Source organism: Paenibacillus agaridevorans, from assembly GCF_018604145.1.
GTDB lineage: Bacteria > Bacillota > Bacilli > Paenibacillales > Paenibacillaceae > Pristimantibacillus > Pristimantibacillus agaridevorans.
The window spans coordinates 4410993-4428165 of record NZ_CP075889.1; the positions used below are offsets into that span (position 1 = coordinate 4410993).

Here is a 17173-nt window from a genome sequence, read left to right on the forward strand (position 1 = left end):
ATGAAAGTGATGATACCATGCAACTGAAGAAAATAAGCCGCGATCTGTTGATTTTGATGTTAGGCTCTGCTTTATTCGCGCTAGCCGTCAATGTGTTTATTATTCCCAATGAGCTTGGCGAAGGCGGAGTAACCGGAGTAACGATCATTTTATATTATTTGTTCGAGTGGTCGCCAGGTTTGGTGAACTTGATAATAAATGCCCTGTTGCTCCTATTCGGATACCGATTTTTGGACAGACAGTTAATTGTTTATACGATTATTGCAGTATTGTTCAATTCCTTGTTTCTTCATATGACGAGGGATTGGAGCATTGCTTCAAACGAAATGATCGTCAATGCTATATTTGGCGGGGTATTGACCGGCATCGGCATCGGGATCATTATCCAGGTTGGCGGAAGTACGGCGGGAACTACCATTCTCGCCCGTATCGCTAATAAATACTTAGACTGGAATATTAGTTATGCTCTGCTGTTTTTCGATTTAATTGTTGTTTTCTCCTCCTATTTCATTATTGGGGCTGAGCGCTTGATGCTCACCATTATTATGCTTTATGTTGCAACTAAAGTGATGGACTTCATTATTGAAGGGCTTAATCCGAAAAAAGCAGTTACCATTATTTCCAAGCATCAGGATCAAATTGCCGCGCGAGTGACGCTTGAAATGGACAGGGGCGTTACCGTGCTTCAAGGAAAAGGCTACTATTCTAAAGAAGCGAAAGAAGTTCTATATATCGTCATTACGAAACAAGAGCTCCCCAATCTGAAGAAGATAGTAAAGGCTACCGATGCGGATGCCTTCCTGACGATTCATGATGTTAGAGATGTGTTCGGCGAAGGTTTCATGAAGTTGACCAAATAATGAGAAAGCCGTTTTCGAAGAGCGAAAACTTATACTTTCTTATGTGGTAAAGCAACCATTTAGGCTGGCTTAGAACTCGAGACATCTCTAACGCTGAAAGCCGTCACCCGACCAAGAGTGGCGGCTTCACAAACGCATTTGCTTAAAGTTTCAGATTGCTGCTATGTCCGGGTGACAGCTTGGCGTCCGGATCGATGTAGACTTTTGCGTTGTTGACGGCGGTCGGCGCTTCCCCGAAGCCGACGGCGATCAGCTTCAGCTTGCCCGGATAAGTCGATATATCTCCGGCCGCAAAGATGCCCGGAATGTTCGTCTCCATCTTCGTATCGACAACGAGCGAACCACCTTCGACGTCAAGTCCCCACTCTCTTATCGGTCCCAAGGAGCTGACGAAACCGAAATTGACGATGACCTCGTCGACCTCCACCAGCGTCGTCGCTTGGGTTTTCACGTCGGTCAGCTCAACCCGCTCGATACACTCCTCTCCATGAAACGCCGTAATCTCGGCCGGAACGACGACGTTGACTTTGGATTGTAACAGCATCTCGACGCTATGCTCATGAGCCCGGAATTTATCGCGGCGATGAACGAGCGTCACTCGCTCCGCGATAGGCTCAAGCATCAGCGACCAGTCCAGCGCGGAATCACCGCCTCCGCTAATGAGCACTTTTTTGCCGCGGAATCGCTCCAGATCTCTGACAAAGTAATGAAGATGCGAATTCTCGAAGCGCGCCGCTTCCGCCAGTTCTAGCCTGCGAGGCTCAAAGGCTCCGACACCTGCAGTTATAATGACGGCTTTCGATTGGTGAATTGCGCGATCCGTAATGATCTCAAACGATCGTTCGCCGAGCTTGCGCACAGCCAATACCTTCTCCTCAAGTCTGACGTCGGTTCGGAACAGCTCCATCTGCTTCTTTAAATTATCGACGAGCTCCTGAGCTTTCACTTTCGAGAATCCGGCCACGTCGTAGATGTACTTCTCCGGATACAATGCAGCAAGCTGGCCGCCGAGCTGTGGCATACTCTCTATTAGCGTAACCGACATCTGTCTCATGCCGCCGTAGAAAGCGGCGAACATGCCGGCTGGACCGCCGCCGATAATGGCTACGTTCGAGTTCGTGATGATCTTTTCGTACATGCTTATACCTCCGAAGCTATTCTTTATTCTCTATTTGCATCAACGCACATGCGTATCGGATCATGATGATTTAAACTTTGAATTCTTCAAAGAAAGTTGGGGTAATCTAGCAAACCCGGTCGAACTTCGACCGGGTTCCCTCTTTTAACCACTGATTTTTTCATCTATTCGTTCATCCCTTGCTCATACGTGGCCTTCAGCTCCGATTGCATGGATCGCGCTTTCGATTCTAGGAACACAAGAACGGCAATTCATGCCTTGTACTTGAACGGTTGCCTCTTTCATTGTTTTCACCTCCTTTCAAGTGGATTCCTTAATCTGCGGTTACATAACTGCCGGCCCGTTTGTTTCCCCAGGCTTAGGAGAACGGATAAACAGAATGGCCAGGATAGCACCCGCGAAAGCGAAAATCCCCGACCACAGGAACGCTTGCTGGAATCCTTCGTTTAATGCAGTAACCGGATCTGCACCAGCTTGGGAAGCTGTACTCGCCGCAGCAATCGCAGCCATGATGGCCAGACTTATCGCTGAGCCGATCTGATAACTTGTATTGGCAAGCCCGGATGCGAGTCCAGCCTCTTCCGGCTTGGCTCCCGACATGGCAGCCATGGTAGCCGGAATATAAGCAAGCGACATACCGAGCGCGCCTAGCAATGCGGCTGGAAGTATATGTGTTGCGTAATTGCCATCAACCGGCGTGTTTGTTGCGAAAAGCATCAACGCTCCTCCAAGGGCTATCAATCCGACGACCAAATTGGCTTTCACGCCAAACTTTCCGATCAATTTGCCGGAAATGAACATCATACAGATGGCAGTGAGTACGGTCATAGGCAACAAACCGAACCCGCCTGCTAAAGCAGAAAACTTCAATACTTGCTGCATATAGAGATTAAGGAAAAACCATAACGGAATCCATTCGGCGGACAGCATAAAGAGTGCGATATTACCTGCAGCCAAGTTTCGCGCCTTAAAGATCCCGAGCGGAACAAGCGGTTCTTTTTTTACGGCCTGAATGATCAAGAACAGAATAAACAATGCGGCCCCCGAAATGAGTGTCCATAAGGTGGTCGGTGCGCCCCATCCATTGTGTTCTGCAGTCACAATGCCATATACCACCAATACCAATGCTGCCGTTACGAAGATAGAGCCGATAACATCGATGCTTCCTTTTCCTCGTCCCCCTTTCGATAAAATTCCAGGGGCAACAAGCATGACGATGATACCGACCGGTATGTTAATCAGAAATGTCCATTCCCAGCTTAACCACTCGGTTATGACGCCTCCTAGAAATACGCCAGCCGATCCGCCGGCAGCAGCCGAAGCGCCCCAAAACCCTAATGCTTTACCCAACTCCTTGGGGTTGCCGCTAAACAACATCATGACTATGGTTAATGCTGAGGGGGCAATTAACGCGGAACCGAATCCTTGCAAGGCACGCCCGATGTTAAGCGACTCCTCGTTCCAAGCCAAGCCCGCAAGCAAAGAGGCTAAAGTCAGGATCGCGAATCCCCACATGAACATGCGCCGCTGCCCAAACAGATCGGACAAACGCCCCCCGAGTAACAACAAGCCGCCAAAGAAAATGACATATGCATTAAATACCCATTGCAAATTAGCTTGTGAATAGCCAAGAGCTTCTTTTATTGCTGGCAGCGCAACCCCAATAATCGAGGTGTCCATAATAACCATAAAGTTTGCAAGACATAACAAAACCAGTGCTTTCCAACGCTTTGGATCCGGTTGAGAAGGAGCTTGATTGACCATAAATATACTCTCCTTGTAAAGTATCTTTTTGAAAACCTGCTGAGTCAGTTTTCCGAACCGGCAGGAAAATTTTGAAAGTGAATTTGCTCCGACGGCCGTCAAAAGCGAGATCAAAATGATTCCAAAAGTTTCACTTGCCGACAACATTATAGTATAGCCCCCTACCCTATTTGTCAATTTGTTTTTTTAAGCTCCTTGAAAGCCCAGAGAATGAATTGGTCGGACATAAACACTATTCTTCGATTTTTTAGGTTTTCGAAAAACTAACGGACATCCAGAGGCTGTCGATTCATTGTGACGGCAGCGCATTTAAGTAAAGGCTGATCGTAACGGACGCCACGGTCGCTATTTCGCAAAAATGGGGCCTGTTCAAATTGTAACGGAAACAGACGACCTTACTTCCGTCAAAACCGCATAGAATGGGCGGAAATGCACCAAATAGCGTCATCTGGGTCCGTTAGATTTTCAATATCGCGAAAATGCTGCAAATAGAGACTCTGCGGTCCGTTAGCGAAAGCAGAACGTTTCAGCTCAGTTACTCATAATGAATCGACAGCCTCATCCATGACGTTATTGGCATCATCATGCAAATTGGCTTCATTGCGACCTGTTCGCAAGTCTATGGGTTGTATCATTTCCTATAACAAAAAAGCCGACTGTGCTGAACACTCAAGCGTTCAGACAATCGGCTTTTTCGCCCTGTCGGCAGGCTGTGGCAGGATGCTGCCAGTTTTTCGGCGTTAAAACTTCAGAAAACGTAATTAAGTTGAATCTCAGGTAGCTATTTACACCAATAGTCCATATTATTCCACATCAATTGGATGCTGGATATCATCTTTATAATCATCCAAATAAAGTTGACCGTTGCTGCCTTTTACGGCATAGAACACGTCATCTAATTTTTTGCCGCGTGTCTTCAGTTGGGACAGAACCCATGATTCAGAAATATGATTGGCGTTTAAAGTGTCTTTCAGAAGCTGTCCGTCGATTACAAGCTCAATCGGGTACTGTGTGGCATCACCAGCATTCAACTTCAGATCTTTTAATGTCACGGCTTGCAGTTCCTTTTTCTTTTGAACAGATAGTTTACCGTTAATCTCAAGGAGTGCGTACTCAACATCTTCTATATTAAAAACCTCTTTCTGGCGAAGCTGCTCGTTCAAAGAATCCATTGTCAAATTATTTTTTTTCATATTATCTTCCAGGACCAGCCCTCCTTCTATGAGAACGGTGGGCGTACCTTCTGTCCACATCTTGAATTTTCTAAATTTCAAAAAAAGCTTGGATAAAATATAAGAAGTAATCGTAAAGACAGACAGGGCTATCAACAGGTGAACAACTTCTATTTTTTCATTAAATGCAAAATTGGCTGCTATAGCTCCCAATATGACTGCTGTAACGAAATCATGAAAGTTCATATTGGAAAGAGTTTGCTTCCCTAATGCTCTCGCAATAATCATTAAAATGATAAAAGCTGAAAAACTTCTAATCAAAATAATAAAATGATCCTTCATACAAAAACCTCCAAGTTTCAATGGATTTTCAGTATATAGATTACCCATTGCACTTGAATGATATACCAGTGGAATGGCTGTGAAGAGCCCGAATAAAGTAACCCGAATTGATCCTACGGCTTCTCCTTCGTAATCAAACAGCATTTCGCGAGGTTTGCCGGTTCTAAGGAACCCATGATCCAACTGGAATCGAAATCAGTAAAACTCGACGGTTAACCTTTCACGGCGGAACCCACAGTCATGGCCCTCTCGACATGCTCGCTAAAGAAGATATAAACAAGCACAGTAGGAAGCGAGGCAATGGTCATCGCCGCGCCCATAGCGCCCCAGTCGGTTGTGAATTGTCCTTGGAAGAACAACAGCCCCAGAGGAAGCGTCTTAAGATCCTCCTGGGATATGAGCATCAGAGCAATAGGGAATTCATTCCAGGAAGCAAGGAATACGAAAATCACCATCGTTGCGATTGCAGGCTTCACGATCGGCAGCATAACCTTCCAGAAGGTTTGATAGATCGTTGCTCCGTCAATACATGCCGATTCTTCCAGCTCAAATGGAATCGATCGAAAAAAGCCGTAGAAAACCAGAGTCGAGAAGGAAACATTAAAAGCAATGTATGGAAGAATGAGCGACATATACGTATTGGTGAGATTGAAATCCCGTACGAGAATAGCCAGTGGAATCATGATCACCTGCACGGGTACGAACATGCCAATGACGATATACATTTGCACGGCGGTCTTGCCCTTAAATCTCATCCTCGCCACGGCATAAGCGAACATTATCGCCAAAGCGATCGTTCCAACAACTGTAACGGCGGAAATAAATACACTGTTCATGAAGTAACGGGGAACATTAAATTCCGTCAGAGCAGAGACATAATTTTCAAATCTCAGCCGGGTGGGAAAGCCGAATGGATTGGTGACAAAAATCTCATTGTTGTCCTTAAGCGAATAAAACAGCATCCAAATCAATGGATATACGGAAACGAACGCGTATAACCATAGAAACATTTGAAACAATGGCTGACTTCTCTTGAGCCTGGTCCACATATGCCCGCCTCCTAATACACGATCCGCTCGCGAGCGATGAGTCGATTAATTGCAAAGGTTACGATCAAACATTCGATAACTAGAAATGCCGCCGCCGCGCTTCCATATCCAAATTCGCCTACTCGGAATGCGGAACGATACATCATATAAGTCAGGGTGTAGGTGCTTGTGCCAGGTCCGCCGCCGGTCATAATGTACATGTTCGCGAAGGCATTGAGTCCGCCAGTAATCGCTAACACCAAACAGAATTTGTAGGTTTCCGCCATAAGCGGAATGGATATTTTCCAGTGCGCCTTCCATCGTTCGGCGCCATCGATTCGCGCGGCCTCCATATATTGCTCCGGAATGGAACGCGCAGCCGCAAGCAATAGAGCAAAGTGATAACCCATATACTGCCAGGCATTGACAAGGGCTATTACCCATATCGCGGATTTGCTGTCCGTCAGCCAGTCCTGGCGATAGGAGATGCCCATCGCTTCGAACAGCTTGTTAATCAATCCATATTCACCGTTATACATGGCAAGCCATAGCTGACACACAACGGTAATGGAGAGCACAACGGGGATAAAGAAGCTGATACGGAGGAATTTGCGTCCCTTCACCATGGAATCGGAAATTGTCAATGCCAGCACCGTGCCTATCGTAATTTGCAGGACAACGAGAACCGCAGCAAATTTCAATCCATTGAAGAGGGATGTATAAAATAACCGATCCTGGAACAATCGGCTGTAGTTGTCGAGGAATAGAAATTCACCTGTCGTCAATCCGTCCCATTCGAACATACTGCGGTAGAAAACCTGAACAATCGGCCAAAAAACTAACACGCTGAACAGCAGTAAAGTCGGCAAAATAAAGATCGCAATCGCTGTCTTGTTCCCCATAAATTTATTCATATCGGTAGATCTCCCTTCGAGCAGCCAATAAATCGGGAGCATTAGCGCACATAGGCCGAATTTGGCCTATGTGCGCTCCATGCATACATACTTGCGATTCACACTTTACTTCAGAGCGCTTTCCAAATCGCTGACAAACTGTTCCGCAGAATAACCTCCGCTAAGCAACGCTTGACTGGAATCTTCGATGGCCGCTTTGAATTTGGAGTTGGACAAGCCCCAGGCAAACGCCGTCGTGCTTGTAATCTTGGGAATATCCTCGTTTAGAGTCGTCATCATGGGATCGAATGCCTTCACGATTTCCTTATCGACCTTCGTTGCGACGATCGGGCTGCCTTTTTGCGTAAATTTGAATTCTGCATATTTCAGCGCCATAAAGCTGGCTACCTCTGCAGCCAGATCCTTATCAGGCGTATTCGCCGATACCGCGAAGCCCCCAGGATTGCCGCCGCCGCTGAAAGCATATTTGTTCTGCTCATAAGAAGCGGAGTCCGGAGCAGGATAATACATATAACCTACTTTATCTCCAAGCGCCTTTGTTGAAGCTTCAATTTCCCACTGACCGTTAATAAACATGGCCGCTTTTCCTTCATGGAACAGCGCTGCAGCTTGGTCGTAGTTCAGGTTGGTCGCGCCTTTAGGGAACATGCCCGCTTTAACCAAATCGATTACATCCTGGGCCGCCTTTACGTAAGCCTCGTCGGATGGCTTGGCTTCTCCGCTGTCAAGCGCAGTGATGCCTTTTGGATTGTATCTTGTTGCAAATACATCATACAAAGCAACATTGGGCCACTTTTCTTTCGCAAAGATAGACATTGGCGTAATGTCCGCTGCATTAAACGCATCAACGGCAGCTAGGAGCTCATCTTTTGTCGTTGGAACCTTGACATTATGTTGCTGGAACAGCTCTTTGTTGTAATAGATCATAATAAATTCATTGCCTGCATACGGGAATGCGTAGACATGATTGTCATCCGCGTACAAGGTGTTCATCGCGCTTGGCTGCATTTTGTCTTTGAAGCCGAATTGCTCCACATACTTGTCGAGCTCCAAAATATTATTTGATTTGCGGAACACGCCGATCTGGTCCAGGCCTGCATTGAAGATATCCGGCAAATTGCCGGTCGCGGCATAGGATTTCAGCTTCTGACCGTCATCCTGCGCTTGAATTTCAAGCTCAAGCTCCACATTCGGCATTTCTCTGGCTAGCTCGGCTACCGCATAGTCATAATAACCTTTCGTATCTTCATCCGAGTATTGCGCGTAAATGCGAAGCTTTGTTTTCTTATCGCCCTCTCCGCCATTGCTTGCATTGGCCCCGTTTGTATTGTTGCTGTTGTCGCTTCCGCAAGCTGCAAGCGCGAAGACCAGCATCAAACTGAGTGCTCCCATTAATCCTTTTTTCATTGAAATGACCCTCCCCAAAAGATTCGTTGTTCCTCTACTAGCCAAGTATAGCTGGAGAGCCCCGTGAAATTAATGGAATATCTGCTACCGACTTGGATTATCTGAGCATTTGTTTAGGTGTTCGGCGTATAATCCAGTTCACTTGGCGCAAACCCGTAATATTTCTTAAAGGCTCGCGAGAAATAGGCAGGATCGTTGTAGCCTACCCTTGTCGACACATCTGAAATCTTCATATCTCCGGATAGCAACAAATCCTTTGCCGTCTGCATGCGCGTCTTGGTTACATAATCCGTCACCGTCACGCCATGGGCCTTCTTGAAGATCGCTCTGAGATAACTTCCATTAATGAAGACATGCTGTGCGATTTGTTCAACCTTCAACTCGGGATCTCCATAATGTTCATGAATATATTGCTGCGCCAAATCTGCAATTTTGTCCGATTTCGTCAATCTGTGCAGCTTCATGTAGTCAATGACCCTCAGATGGACTTCCATTATCCAATTGGCTGTTTCATCAATGGATTGCTTCTTCGTAATCATGCTGTAGGGATAGAAGTGTTCACCGAAGCAATCCTCAACGGGATGACCATTCTCTGTCAGGTGGGACAAGCAGGTTGATACAAGTCCCATGCATATGACATACACATAATCGATGGATAAGCTTTGTCCCTTCATTGCTTCGAAGATATCTTGAAGCTGGCTCTCAATGGCTTGCCGATCCATCAATTTCAGAGCAAGCTGCAGCTCTTCCCGGCGCTGCGAATTGACAATGCCGGAGGACCATTGTCCGGTATTGGCGCGCCTTTCGCCATGTACAATAACACTATCGTTGCCAATGACGAATTTGTTGTGCAAGGCATCAATTGCTTCGCTATAGGAACGTCTTAGACCATCATGTGCAGGATACACACTTCCTACACCTATGGTGATCGTTAATTTCAAATACTTCTTGATGAGCTCCTTCAAATGTTCAAAGCCTTCTATAAAGGCTGCTGATTGCATCGCTTCCAACGCATATATGCAAATAATTCTGCCCTCAGGCCCATTAAAGACGATCAGCTTTCCATCTACCTGCAAGGTTTCATTTAATATGTTCGTAACGGCGAACTTCCATAGCTCCCGATCGCTGCTATTGCTCCAATTTACCTCCATATGATCAATCTCTATGCATGCAACTTGATACGTATAGGTGGAGGTTGCGTGCAAGTGCAGAGCAGCCAGCCTTTCCCTGGATTCCTCCGAATCCGGCAATTCGTTCATAATAAGCCTGTTTAACGTCCATTCGTTCAGCATCGTCTCATTTACTTTCAAGGTTAACTTGTTCTCATTCGCTTTTTGAATATGGGAATTGATATGAATTAGCGTAAGCAGCAGCTCTTCCTTCGTAAACGGTTTTAGAATATAATCCTGCACGCCAAGCTTGATCGCCTTGCGAGCGTATTCAAATTCATTATGTCCCGTCACAAGTACAACCACCGTGTCCGGCACCGATTGCTTCAATTGCTCTGTAAGCTGCAAGCCATCCATAAAAGGCATGCTGATGTCCACGAGCATAATATCAGGCTTGCAAAGCTTTGCTTGCTCCAGGGCGTCTACTCCGTTACGGGCCTCCGCAACGATTCCCATCCCGTAGTCCTCCCAAGGCAGCAAACCTCGCAAATAATCGCGAAAGATGATTTCATCATCGACGATCATTACCTTAATCATTTCTATCCATCCCTTTCCTCTCTATAATCATCTGGCACATTGACCCATACAACCGTACCTTTTCCCAAGTGGCTTTCAATCTGCAAGCCATATTGACTTCCATAGGTAAGCTTTAAACGATTATTTACATTTAACAGGCCAAATGATGAATGCCCGGCATCCTCCCTGTCCTCTTGAAAGAGCCTGCTTAGCTGATCCTCGGACATTCCGACTCCATCATCGGCGACTTCAATGACGATTCGATTACCGGAACGATAGCCTTTGATGAGCAATTTGCCCATTTGCGTCTGTTCCTTCAGTCCATGGTATATCGCATTCTCAATGAGCGGTTGAAGGGTTAGCTTCAGGATATATACTTGCAGAATGGACTTGTCGATATCAATCTCATAGGTAAACACATCTGAATATCGGATTTGTTGAATCGCCAGGTAATCCTTTACATTTCTTATCTCCTCTTCAAGCCGGATATGCTCTCTGCCGCCGCTTAAACTCACTCTGTAGAAATCGGCAAGCGCTTTTGTCGTTCTTTGCACATCCGTATTTCTTCCCATTGTCGACAGCGCATAGATCACATCTAACGTATTGTACAAGAAGTGGGGCTTGATCTGCGACTGGATCAGCGCAAGTTCATATTCACGCTTTTGCCTCTGCTCTCTCATGACGTTCTCTAGCAGCTCCTTCAATCTTCTTAGCATTTCATTAAATCCAAGTGCGAGGTAACCCATCTCGTCTCTGGTAGCAACCTTAAGCTGTATGTTGAGATCCCCCTCGCGGAAGCCTTTCATGCTTCGAGCCAGCTCCACAATCGGCAGCGCGATTACATTGGACAAATACGACGAGCCTATAATAGCGGCAACGCTGCATAACAAAGCGATCGCGAGCAGCGTCCACTGCAAACTCTCCAGTCCAGCCGTCAGCGATCTTAGCGAGGTTGCGCTGACCAGCTTCCAACCAAGCTGAGGAAAGCTGCGAATCGCAAGAAGCTGCTGTTCTCCGTCTATGACTTGAATATCCGTCGAATCATAATGTGTTTTTACCCACGCTTGAACGTGCTCGGATTCAACAGGTTGCAGCAGCTTTTCTTTATCCGGAGAGGACACGACGAAGCCTTGCTGATTCACAATAAAATATTGACCCGCAGAAGTTCCTTTCATCTCCTTTAGGACGGAAGATAAGGTGTCTTCTCTCACATTGAGAAACAGAATGCCTAAGTGATTGCCAGAACCAATATCGTATAAATGTTTGCCCAGCGTGAGCACGGGTTTGTTGGTATCCTTTGATAGATAATGTCTCTTCTCCATCGGCAGCCATTTGTTCACGCCGTTTGTTGCCATTATGGTCTCATAAGCCTGACTCGCCAATACGGTATCCTTATAACCTTCCATCCAAACATCCGATCCATATATCCTACCTGCATGATCCACAAATGCGATAGACTCCACATCGGGAAAAACGACGAGCGCCAACGCCAACTCGGTTGTAACGGCGTTGTATCTAGGCAGGTCATACGTCTCATCCTCCGCAACAGGCTTTGGCGCTCCCAAAATGCGATTGAGATTCAAGGCCAACATATTCGCGGAGCTTTCCGCATTCGTCAGCATGCCGTTTAAACGATCAATAATCAGGGCTGAATTATCGGTAAAGCTTTGTGTCGTTTGATGAATGATGGCTTTGGAATAAATAGCGTTAGCCGCATAGCCAAGCACGAACAAAGGCAGAAGCAGCAGAGGCATGTAGATAAGCATGATTTTCGATCTTATTTTTTTATTTTTAAACCCGTCGCTTACTAGATGTAGAAGTTTATTCATGTTACTCCGGCAGACTCCTTCCGTCCTTGTTGATATGGTCTGCAATACGAGCCTTGGTGTTCATATATTGGGTAGTCAAAGAACCGCAGTATTGCGTCAGGCTTACTCCCGTCTTTTTCTTGAACATCTTGCCGAAGGTATGCACATCCGCATAGCCTACACTCTGGGCAATTTCGCCGACAGAAAGATCCGTTTGAATGGCCAGCTCCTTCGCTTTTTGCACGCGTACCCACACCACGTACTGCATGGGAGACATCCCGAATATTTTTTTGAAACCTTGAATGATTGTGTTTCGCGTGAGACCGCATACTTTCTCCAGCTCATAATGTCTGAGCTCCCGCTCGTAATGATTAAGAATATAATTTTTGACCAGAACCATTTTAGCCAGATTAGCGGGCTCCTTTTTTTCAAACCGATGCTGAACCTCAGCCGAGCTTCCCAGAATTCGCATAAGCAAGCCTTGACATTGGAGCTGTGCGGATAATCCGGGTTGTTGATACAAATGAACAAGCTCCGTCAGCATTCGCTCAATGGCATGTCCACGGAAATTTCCCAGCAAATGCTTATGCTCCAACAGCTCGTGAAATGGAAATGCCGTCGCTCCCATATGGAATACGATAGAAATGCAGACATAGGGGCTGCCTTCGATTGTACGAATAGAATGAACTTCTCCAGGACGATGAAAGAGCAAATCGCCTTCCTGCGTCACATAGTGATGTTCCCCTACCGGATATTCCGCAACCCCCTTTACAACATATTGCAGCGCATATTGATTCAGGATCCGATTCTCGATTCCCCAGCCTGACGGAGCATGAAAGCTGTGCGCGAGCGTAATATACGGAGGGCAATAATAATTTTCCATAATGGCGAGAGTATCCTGGGGATTCCATTCGATCAATTGATAATTGGCCACTTCAACATTCTTTTCCATCCTGTATTCACCCTCACAGTCCTTGTCATTCCTTTATTTTTATAGATTATATCATGCAACTTCCCCATGAATGATAGAAACTATCTCGTGATATTGGAAACCTAATCATGAAATCAGGCTAAATACAAAAGCTTCGCTCCGTTCTACAATAGGGGTATTGGGGTGACGGCATCCCATTTCAAAATTTGATGAGGAGTGACTCTAATGAACAACTCAAGTCTTAAACTTATCGAGGCAGATGCGGCAGTACAAACTGTCATAAGCGAGGAGCAAAAGCAGTTTTTTCTGGATAATGGATTCCTTGTCATCAAAAATGTATTGAAGGGCGAAGAGCTGGCAACCGTTCAAACTGCCATGCAGCAAGAACTGGAGAAGGGCATGGCCGGCGAACAAAATAAAGATTACCAGTATGGAAAAGGCGGCAAATCGGGAGAGAGCGTTCTAAAGCGAATTGAATATGTCGTAGAAAAGCAGCCTGCGCTTCGAGCTTTAATGGGACATCCTTTTATTCTGCGTTCCGTCGAAAAGCTGCAAGGCAAGAGCTTTATTCCAACCTGGGATTCCATGGTTGTAAAGATGCCTAATGAAGGCATTATTGTACCTTGGCATCGCGATGCCGAGATGCCGACTGGCTGCGAGGACAAGAGACCCATATTCAATGTGGACTTCTATCTGGACCCGGCTGATCTGAAATCTTGTCTTTGGGTCATTCCGGGGAGCAACAAATGGACGGTACAGGATTCCTACGACCGTTGCAAGCGGGAAGGCTTCGATACGTCGGATGCCATTCCGGTTCCGCTTGAGGCGGGAGACGCCATCTTGCATGATATTACCGTTCTGCACGGCTCGCCAGCTGGCGACGGCAATGCGTTGAGACGCACAGTTTACTTCGAATTCCGTCCGGGCGAGATTGAAGCCGAATTCGGACCGCATACGCTTGAGTATTTGCCTCTCAAGCAACAGATGCTGATGGAATGTATTGAGCTGCGCAAGCAAACAAGCTATGGAGCGGCCGAGGAAGCGTATCGGTATGAGCCCGAGGGCGCTCTAGCCATTCAGAAAGTAGTGAAGCCGGGGAGCTTCCGCTATCCGCATGAGGAATTCTGGCGTGAGTAAAAACAGCTCGCAGTCCTCGTCCATTCGTCTTGAAGTTCAACAATCCTGGTGGTCCATGATGGGTTTAGGCGACGGAGACAGGGAGTGGACGCTTGAGGAGAAGTTCGAGCAAATCGCGAAGGCGGGCTTTACCGGTATATTCGGCGGAATCCCCCCTAAGGAGGAGCGAGGGAAATGGAGAAGGCTGCTTGATGATTACGGCTTCAGCTTTGGAACCGGCGGTTTCCCCGCCAACGCAGCAGATCTTCGGAGCTTGTTAGAAGATGCTAAGCAATTCGGGGCGCAATACGTCAACTCGCAAGTAATCGATAGCTTTGTTACAGGCGATGATGCGTTATGGCTGCTCACAGAGCTTGACAAAGAAGCGCATCGCTTATCCATGCCGCACTTCGTCGAGACTCATAGAGGCAGAATTACGCAAGATTTGCTCCGAACAGCAAGCTACGTGGAGGCTCTACCCGGACTACGATTAACGATCGACTTCTCTCATTATATTGTCGGAGGCGAAATGGACGGATTTCTCCCTCAATATGAGGAGAAGGCAGAACCTTTATTTGATCTCCTGCTCCAGAGAACTTCATCGATCCACGCACGCCTATCTAACGGTCAACAGGTTCAAGTCAGCGTGCAGAACGAGCCCCTGCTTGACCGCTTTAGCAAATGGTGGAGCAAGGGGATGCAGTATTGGTTGGAGGAAGCAAAGCAATTAGAAGATAATGGACGAGACGCGGCATTTCCATTTGTATGCGAGTTAGGTCCAAGTCCGTACGAATTAGCGGCTAACCAATCCAATCGATTTGCAGAATCCATTCTGCTCAAGGAACGAGCGGAAGATCTTTGGGCAAGTTTATGTTCAGAACACTTATCATGCAATTGTTGATTTGCGGATCGGCACAACTTCTCCTCCATCCAAAGATGCAGAACGCATAAACTTATGCGGCTGCATCTTTTTTCTTTTATCTTTGGACTCCTGCTGATGGTGAGTCCGATTGACTGGTTCGGTTAGCGTCGCGCTGTACCAACAGCCTCAAACCGTTGAGGATGACCAGAATCGTACTTCCCTCATGTCCGATCACGCCAATCGGAAGCGATATCCCTTCAATAAAATTGGCCGTGATCAACATAAGGATAATCCCCATCGCAAATCCGATATTTTGTTTAATGATGACTGTCGTTCTTTTGCCTAGCGCGATCGCATCGACGATTTTGGTCGTATCGTCATTCATCAGCACAAGATCGGCCGTTTCAAGCGCGACATCGCTTCCTGCCGCTCCCATCGCAATTCCCACGGTTGCTGTAGCCAATGGAGGAGCATCGTTTACGCCATCGCCAACCATGGCGACATAACCGAACGTTTGCTTCAACTCGTTGATCCTATACACTTTATCTCCCGGCAACAATTCGGCATATACCCGTTCAATCCCCAGTTCGTTCGCAATCGCATGCGCGGTTTGCGCTTGATCGCCAGTTAACATCGCAACTTCAACGCCCATTTTCCGCAGCATGGCGATTGCCTGCCTGGCTTCGGGGCGGATGTCGTCGCGCAAAGCGATCACGCCTGCGGCTCCCTCCGAATTGTGCATAACCGTCACTGTCTTTCCTTCGCGTTCCAACCGGTCAATGACGGCCGATAATTCCTCCGTCCGAAAAGAATCGTTTAGAAAAGCAGGCTTCCCTATTTTCCACAAGTCGCCATTCCATTGAGCCTGAATTCCCCAACCTGTCAACGTTTGAAATTCTGTGGGTCGTTCGAGCACCTTCCCCTGTGTCTGAGCTTCTTGCACAATAGCTTTGGCTAACGGATGCCCGGACAAACTTTCCAACGATGCGGCTATTCGCAGCACTTCCGATTTGTCATATCCCTGGAAAGCAGTCACATCGGTGACAATCGGTTTTCCCGCTGTCAGCGTGCCCGTCTTGTCAAATGCAACCGCCTTAATCCGGGCGAGGTTTTCCAAGTGCGCGCCTCCCTTAAAAAGAAGCCCCTTTCTAGCGCTGCTGGATATGGCCGAAAGCATGGCGGGCATAATGGAAGCAACGAGCGCGCAAGGAGAGGCGACAACCAAAAAAACCATCGCTTTATACATCGTTTCCTCCCACGGCAAGCGGAAAAGAAGCGGCGGAACCGCAATGAGAAGCAAGGAGATCAAAATGACAACCCTCGCATAAACACGTTCAAATCGTTCCATGAAGCGTTGCGATGCCGGCTTTTCACTTTGGGCTTCCTGCACGAGACGGATGATCTTCGCAAACAATGTCGATTCGCTCAGCTGATTAACTTGAACGAACAAAGCACCTTGACCGTTCAGCGTTCCTGCAAACACTTCATCTCCCGCGCTTTTATCGACCGGAACCGATTCGCCGGTAATGGAGGATTGGTTGACGTCCGACGATCCTTCAAGCACTACGCCGTCGGCCGGAACACGTTCTCCGGGTTTGACCACAACGATATCTCCGACCTTCAACGCTTCAATCGCAACAACCGTCTCAATCCCATCTATAATCCTTATACCTGTCTCCGGTTTTAAATCCATCAGCGAGGAGATGTCGCGGCTGCTGCGATCCATCGTGTAGCTCTCCAAAGCGCCGCTAAGCGAAAAAATAAAAATAAGCACCGCGCCTTCTGTCCAATACCCGATGCTGGCCGCTCCAATCGCCGCAACGATCATCAGCAGATTGACGTCCAGATCGCGTTTAACGATCAACGTGCGCAAGCCTTCTTTCGCTTTTACAAATCCTCCGACAGCGAATGCGATTAAATAAAAGATGACCGCCCACTGATAGAAGGCACTTTCGATCCCCCATGCAATCCCGATAAAAATCCCGCTCGCTAATGCCGCCAAGCCTTCCCCATATCGACGTAACCAACGATTATGAAAGATTGAGCTCATGACCATTTCTCCTCCTCTTTGAGAATGAATTCCATTACTGCCCCCCTTAAAACAGCACATGCTGCTCCAATTAAGGAGCAGCATGTGAAACGAGAA

Annotated in this window: 13 protein-coding genes; 3 read left to right on the forward strand and 10 right to left on the reverse strand. The window is 47.1% G+C overall.

Annotation, left to right across the window (positions count from 1 at the left end; genetic code table 11):
- Positions 1 to 17 precede the first annotated feature (17 nt).
- Positions 18 to 860, forward strand: coding sequence for a YitT family protein (locus KJW29_RS18245; protein ID WP_425517544.1), 843 nt, complete (start codon positions 18 to 20; stop codon positions 858 to 860).
- A gap of 142 nt (positions 861 to 1002) precedes the next feature.
- Here the strand turns inward: KJW29_RS18245 and KJW29_RS18250 are convergent, their stop codons facing one another.
- From KJW29_RS18250 to KJW29_RS18290, 9 genes are all read right to left on the reverse strand, one after another.
- A complete protein-coding gene (locus tag KJW29_RS18250; protein WP_214630876.1) occupies positions 1003 to 1998 on the reverse strand; it encodes an NAD(P)/FAD-dependent oxidoreductase in 996 nt (331 codons plus the stop codon).
- A gap of 324 nt (positions 1999 to 2322) precedes the next feature.
- A complete protein-coding gene (locus tag KJW29_RS18255; RefSeq protein WP_246608771.1) occupies positions 2323 to 3909 on the reverse strand; it encodes an MFS transporter in 1587 nt (528 codons plus the stop codon).
- 656 nt (positions 3910 to 4565) lie between these two features.
- Positions 4566 to 5276 carry a DUF421 domain-containing protein gene (locus KJW29_RS18260; protein WP_214630877.1) on the reverse strand — a complete coding sequence of 237 codons (711 nt, stop codon included), beginning with the start codon at positions 5274 to 5276 and terminating at the stop codon, positions 4566 to 4568.
- Between the two features lie 212 nt (positions 5277 to 5488).
- Complete coding sequence (locus tag KJW29_RS18265) at positions 5489 to 6325, reverse strand: carbohydrate ABC transporter permease (RefSeq protein WP_214630878.1); 837 nt, start codon at positions 6323 to 6325, stop codon at positions 5489 to 5491.
- An 11-nt stretch (positions 6326 to 6336) separates the two neighbouring features.
- Positions 6337 to 7218, reverse strand: a complete 882-nt coding sequence (locus KJW29_RS18270; RefSeq protein ID WP_214630879.1) for a carbohydrate ABC transporter permease — start codon at positions 7216 to 7218, stop codon at positions 6337 to 6339.
- A 105-nt stretch (positions 7219 to 7323) separates the two neighbouring features.
- Complete coding sequence (locus KJW29_RS18275; RefSeq protein WP_214630880.1) at positions 7324 to 8625, reverse strand: ABC transporter substrate-binding protein; 1302 nt, start codon at positions 8623 to 8625, stop codon at positions 7324 to 7326.
- A gap of 113 nt (positions 8626 to 8738) precedes the next feature.
- Positions 8739 to 10331: a response regulator gene (locus tag KJW29_RS18280; protein WP_214630881.1), complete on the reverse strand. Its 1593-nt coding sequence runs from the start codon at positions 10329 to 10331 to the stop codon at positions 8739 to 8741.
- A 2-nt stretch (positions 10332 to 10333) separates the two neighbouring features.
- A complete protein-coding gene (locus KJW29_RS18285; RefSeq protein ID WP_214630882.1) occupies positions 10334 to 12139 on the reverse strand; it encodes a cache domain-containing sensor histidine kinase in 1806 nt (601 codons plus the stop codon).
- A gap of 1 nt (position 12140) precedes the next feature.
- Positions 12141 to 13070, reverse strand: coding sequence for a helix-turn-helix domain-containing protein (locus tag KJW29_RS18290; RefSeq protein ID WP_214630883.1), 930 nt, complete (start codon positions 13068 to 13070; stop codon positions 12141 to 12143).
- A 204-nt stretch (positions 13071 to 13274) separates the two neighbouring features.
- Here KJW29_RS18290 and KJW29_RS18295 point away from each other — a divergent pair, with 204 nt between their 5' ends.
- Positions 13275 to 14186 (forward strand): phytanoyl-CoA dioxygenase family protein, encoded by a 912-nt coding sequence (locus KJW29_RS18295; protein ID WP_214630884.1) that lies wholly within the window; start codon positions 13275 to 13277, stop codon positions 14184 to 14186.
- Positions 14179 to 15066, forward strand: a complete 888-nt coding sequence (locus tag KJW29_RS18300) for a sugar phosphate isomerase/epimerase family protein (protein WP_246608772.1) — start codon at positions 14179 to 14181, stop codon at positions 15064 to 15066. The genes KJW29_RS18295 and KJW29_RS18300 overlap by 8 nt, the downstream gene beginning before the upstream one ends.
- Positions 15067 to 15142: 76 nt before the next feature.
- Here the strand turns inward: KJW29_RS18300 and KJW29_RS18305 are convergent, their stop codons facing one another.
- Positions 15143 to 17077 (reverse strand): heavy metal translocating P-type ATPase, encoded by a 1935-nt coding sequence (locus KJW29_RS18305; protein WP_246608773.1) that lies wholly within the window; start codon positions 17075 to 17077, stop codon positions 15143 to 15145.
- Positions 17078 to 17173 lie beyond the last annotated feature (96 nt).

What these genes read in the sequence shown, in the direction of transcription:
- KJW29_RS18245 (WP_425517544.1), top strand. Translation starts at nt 18, where the DNA reads ATGCAACTGAAGAAAATAAGCCGCGATCTGTTGATTTTGATGTTAGGC.
- KJW29_RS18250 (WP_214630876.1), bottom strand. Translation starts at nt 1,998, where the DNA reads ATGTACGAAAAGATCATCACGAACTCGAACGTAGCCATTATCGGCGGC.
- KJW29_RS18255 (WP_246608771.1), bottom strand. Translation starts at nt 3,909, where the DNA reads ATGTTGTCGGCAAGTGAAACTTTTGGAATCATTTTGATCTCGCTTTTG.
- KJW29_RS18260 (WP_214630877.1), bottom strand. Translation starts at nt 5,276, where the DNA reads ATGAAGGATCATTTTATTATTTTGATTAGAAGTTTTTCAGCTTTTATC.
- KJW29_RS18265 (WP_214630878.1), bottom strand. Translation starts at nt 6,325, where the DNA reads ATGTGGACCAGGCTCAAGAGAAGTCAGCCATTGTTTCAAATGTTTCTA.
- KJW29_RS18270 (WP_214630879.1), bottom strand. Translation starts at nt 7,218, where the DNA reads ATGAATAAATTTATGGGGAACAAGACAGCGATTGCGATCTTTATTTTG.
- KJW29_RS18275 (WP_214630880.1), bottom strand. Translation starts at nt 8,625, where the DNA reads ATGAAAAAAGGATTAATGGGAGCACTCAGTTTGATGCTGGTCTTCGCG.
- KJW29_RS18280 (WP_214630881.1), bottom strand. Translation starts at nt 10,331, where the DNA reads ATGATTAAGGTAATGATCGTCGATGATGAAATCATCTTTCGCGATTAT.
- KJW29_RS18285 (WP_214630882.1), bottom strand. Translation starts at nt 12,139, where the DNA reads ATGAATAAACTTCTACATCTAGTAAGCGACGGGTTTAAAAATAAAAAA.
- KJW29_RS18290 (WP_214630883.1), bottom strand. Translation starts at nt 13,070, where the DNA reads ATGGAAAAGAATGTTGAAGTGGCCAATTATCAATTGATCGAATGGAAT.
- KJW29_RS18295 (WP_214630884.1), top strand. Translation starts at nt 13,275, where the DNA reads ATGAACAACTCAAGTCTTAAACTTATCGAGGCAGATGCGGCAGTACAA.
- KJW29_RS18305 (WP_246608773.1), bottom strand. Translation starts at nt 17,077, where the DNA reads ATGAGCTCAATCTTTCATAATCGTTGGTTACGTCGATATGGGGAAGGC.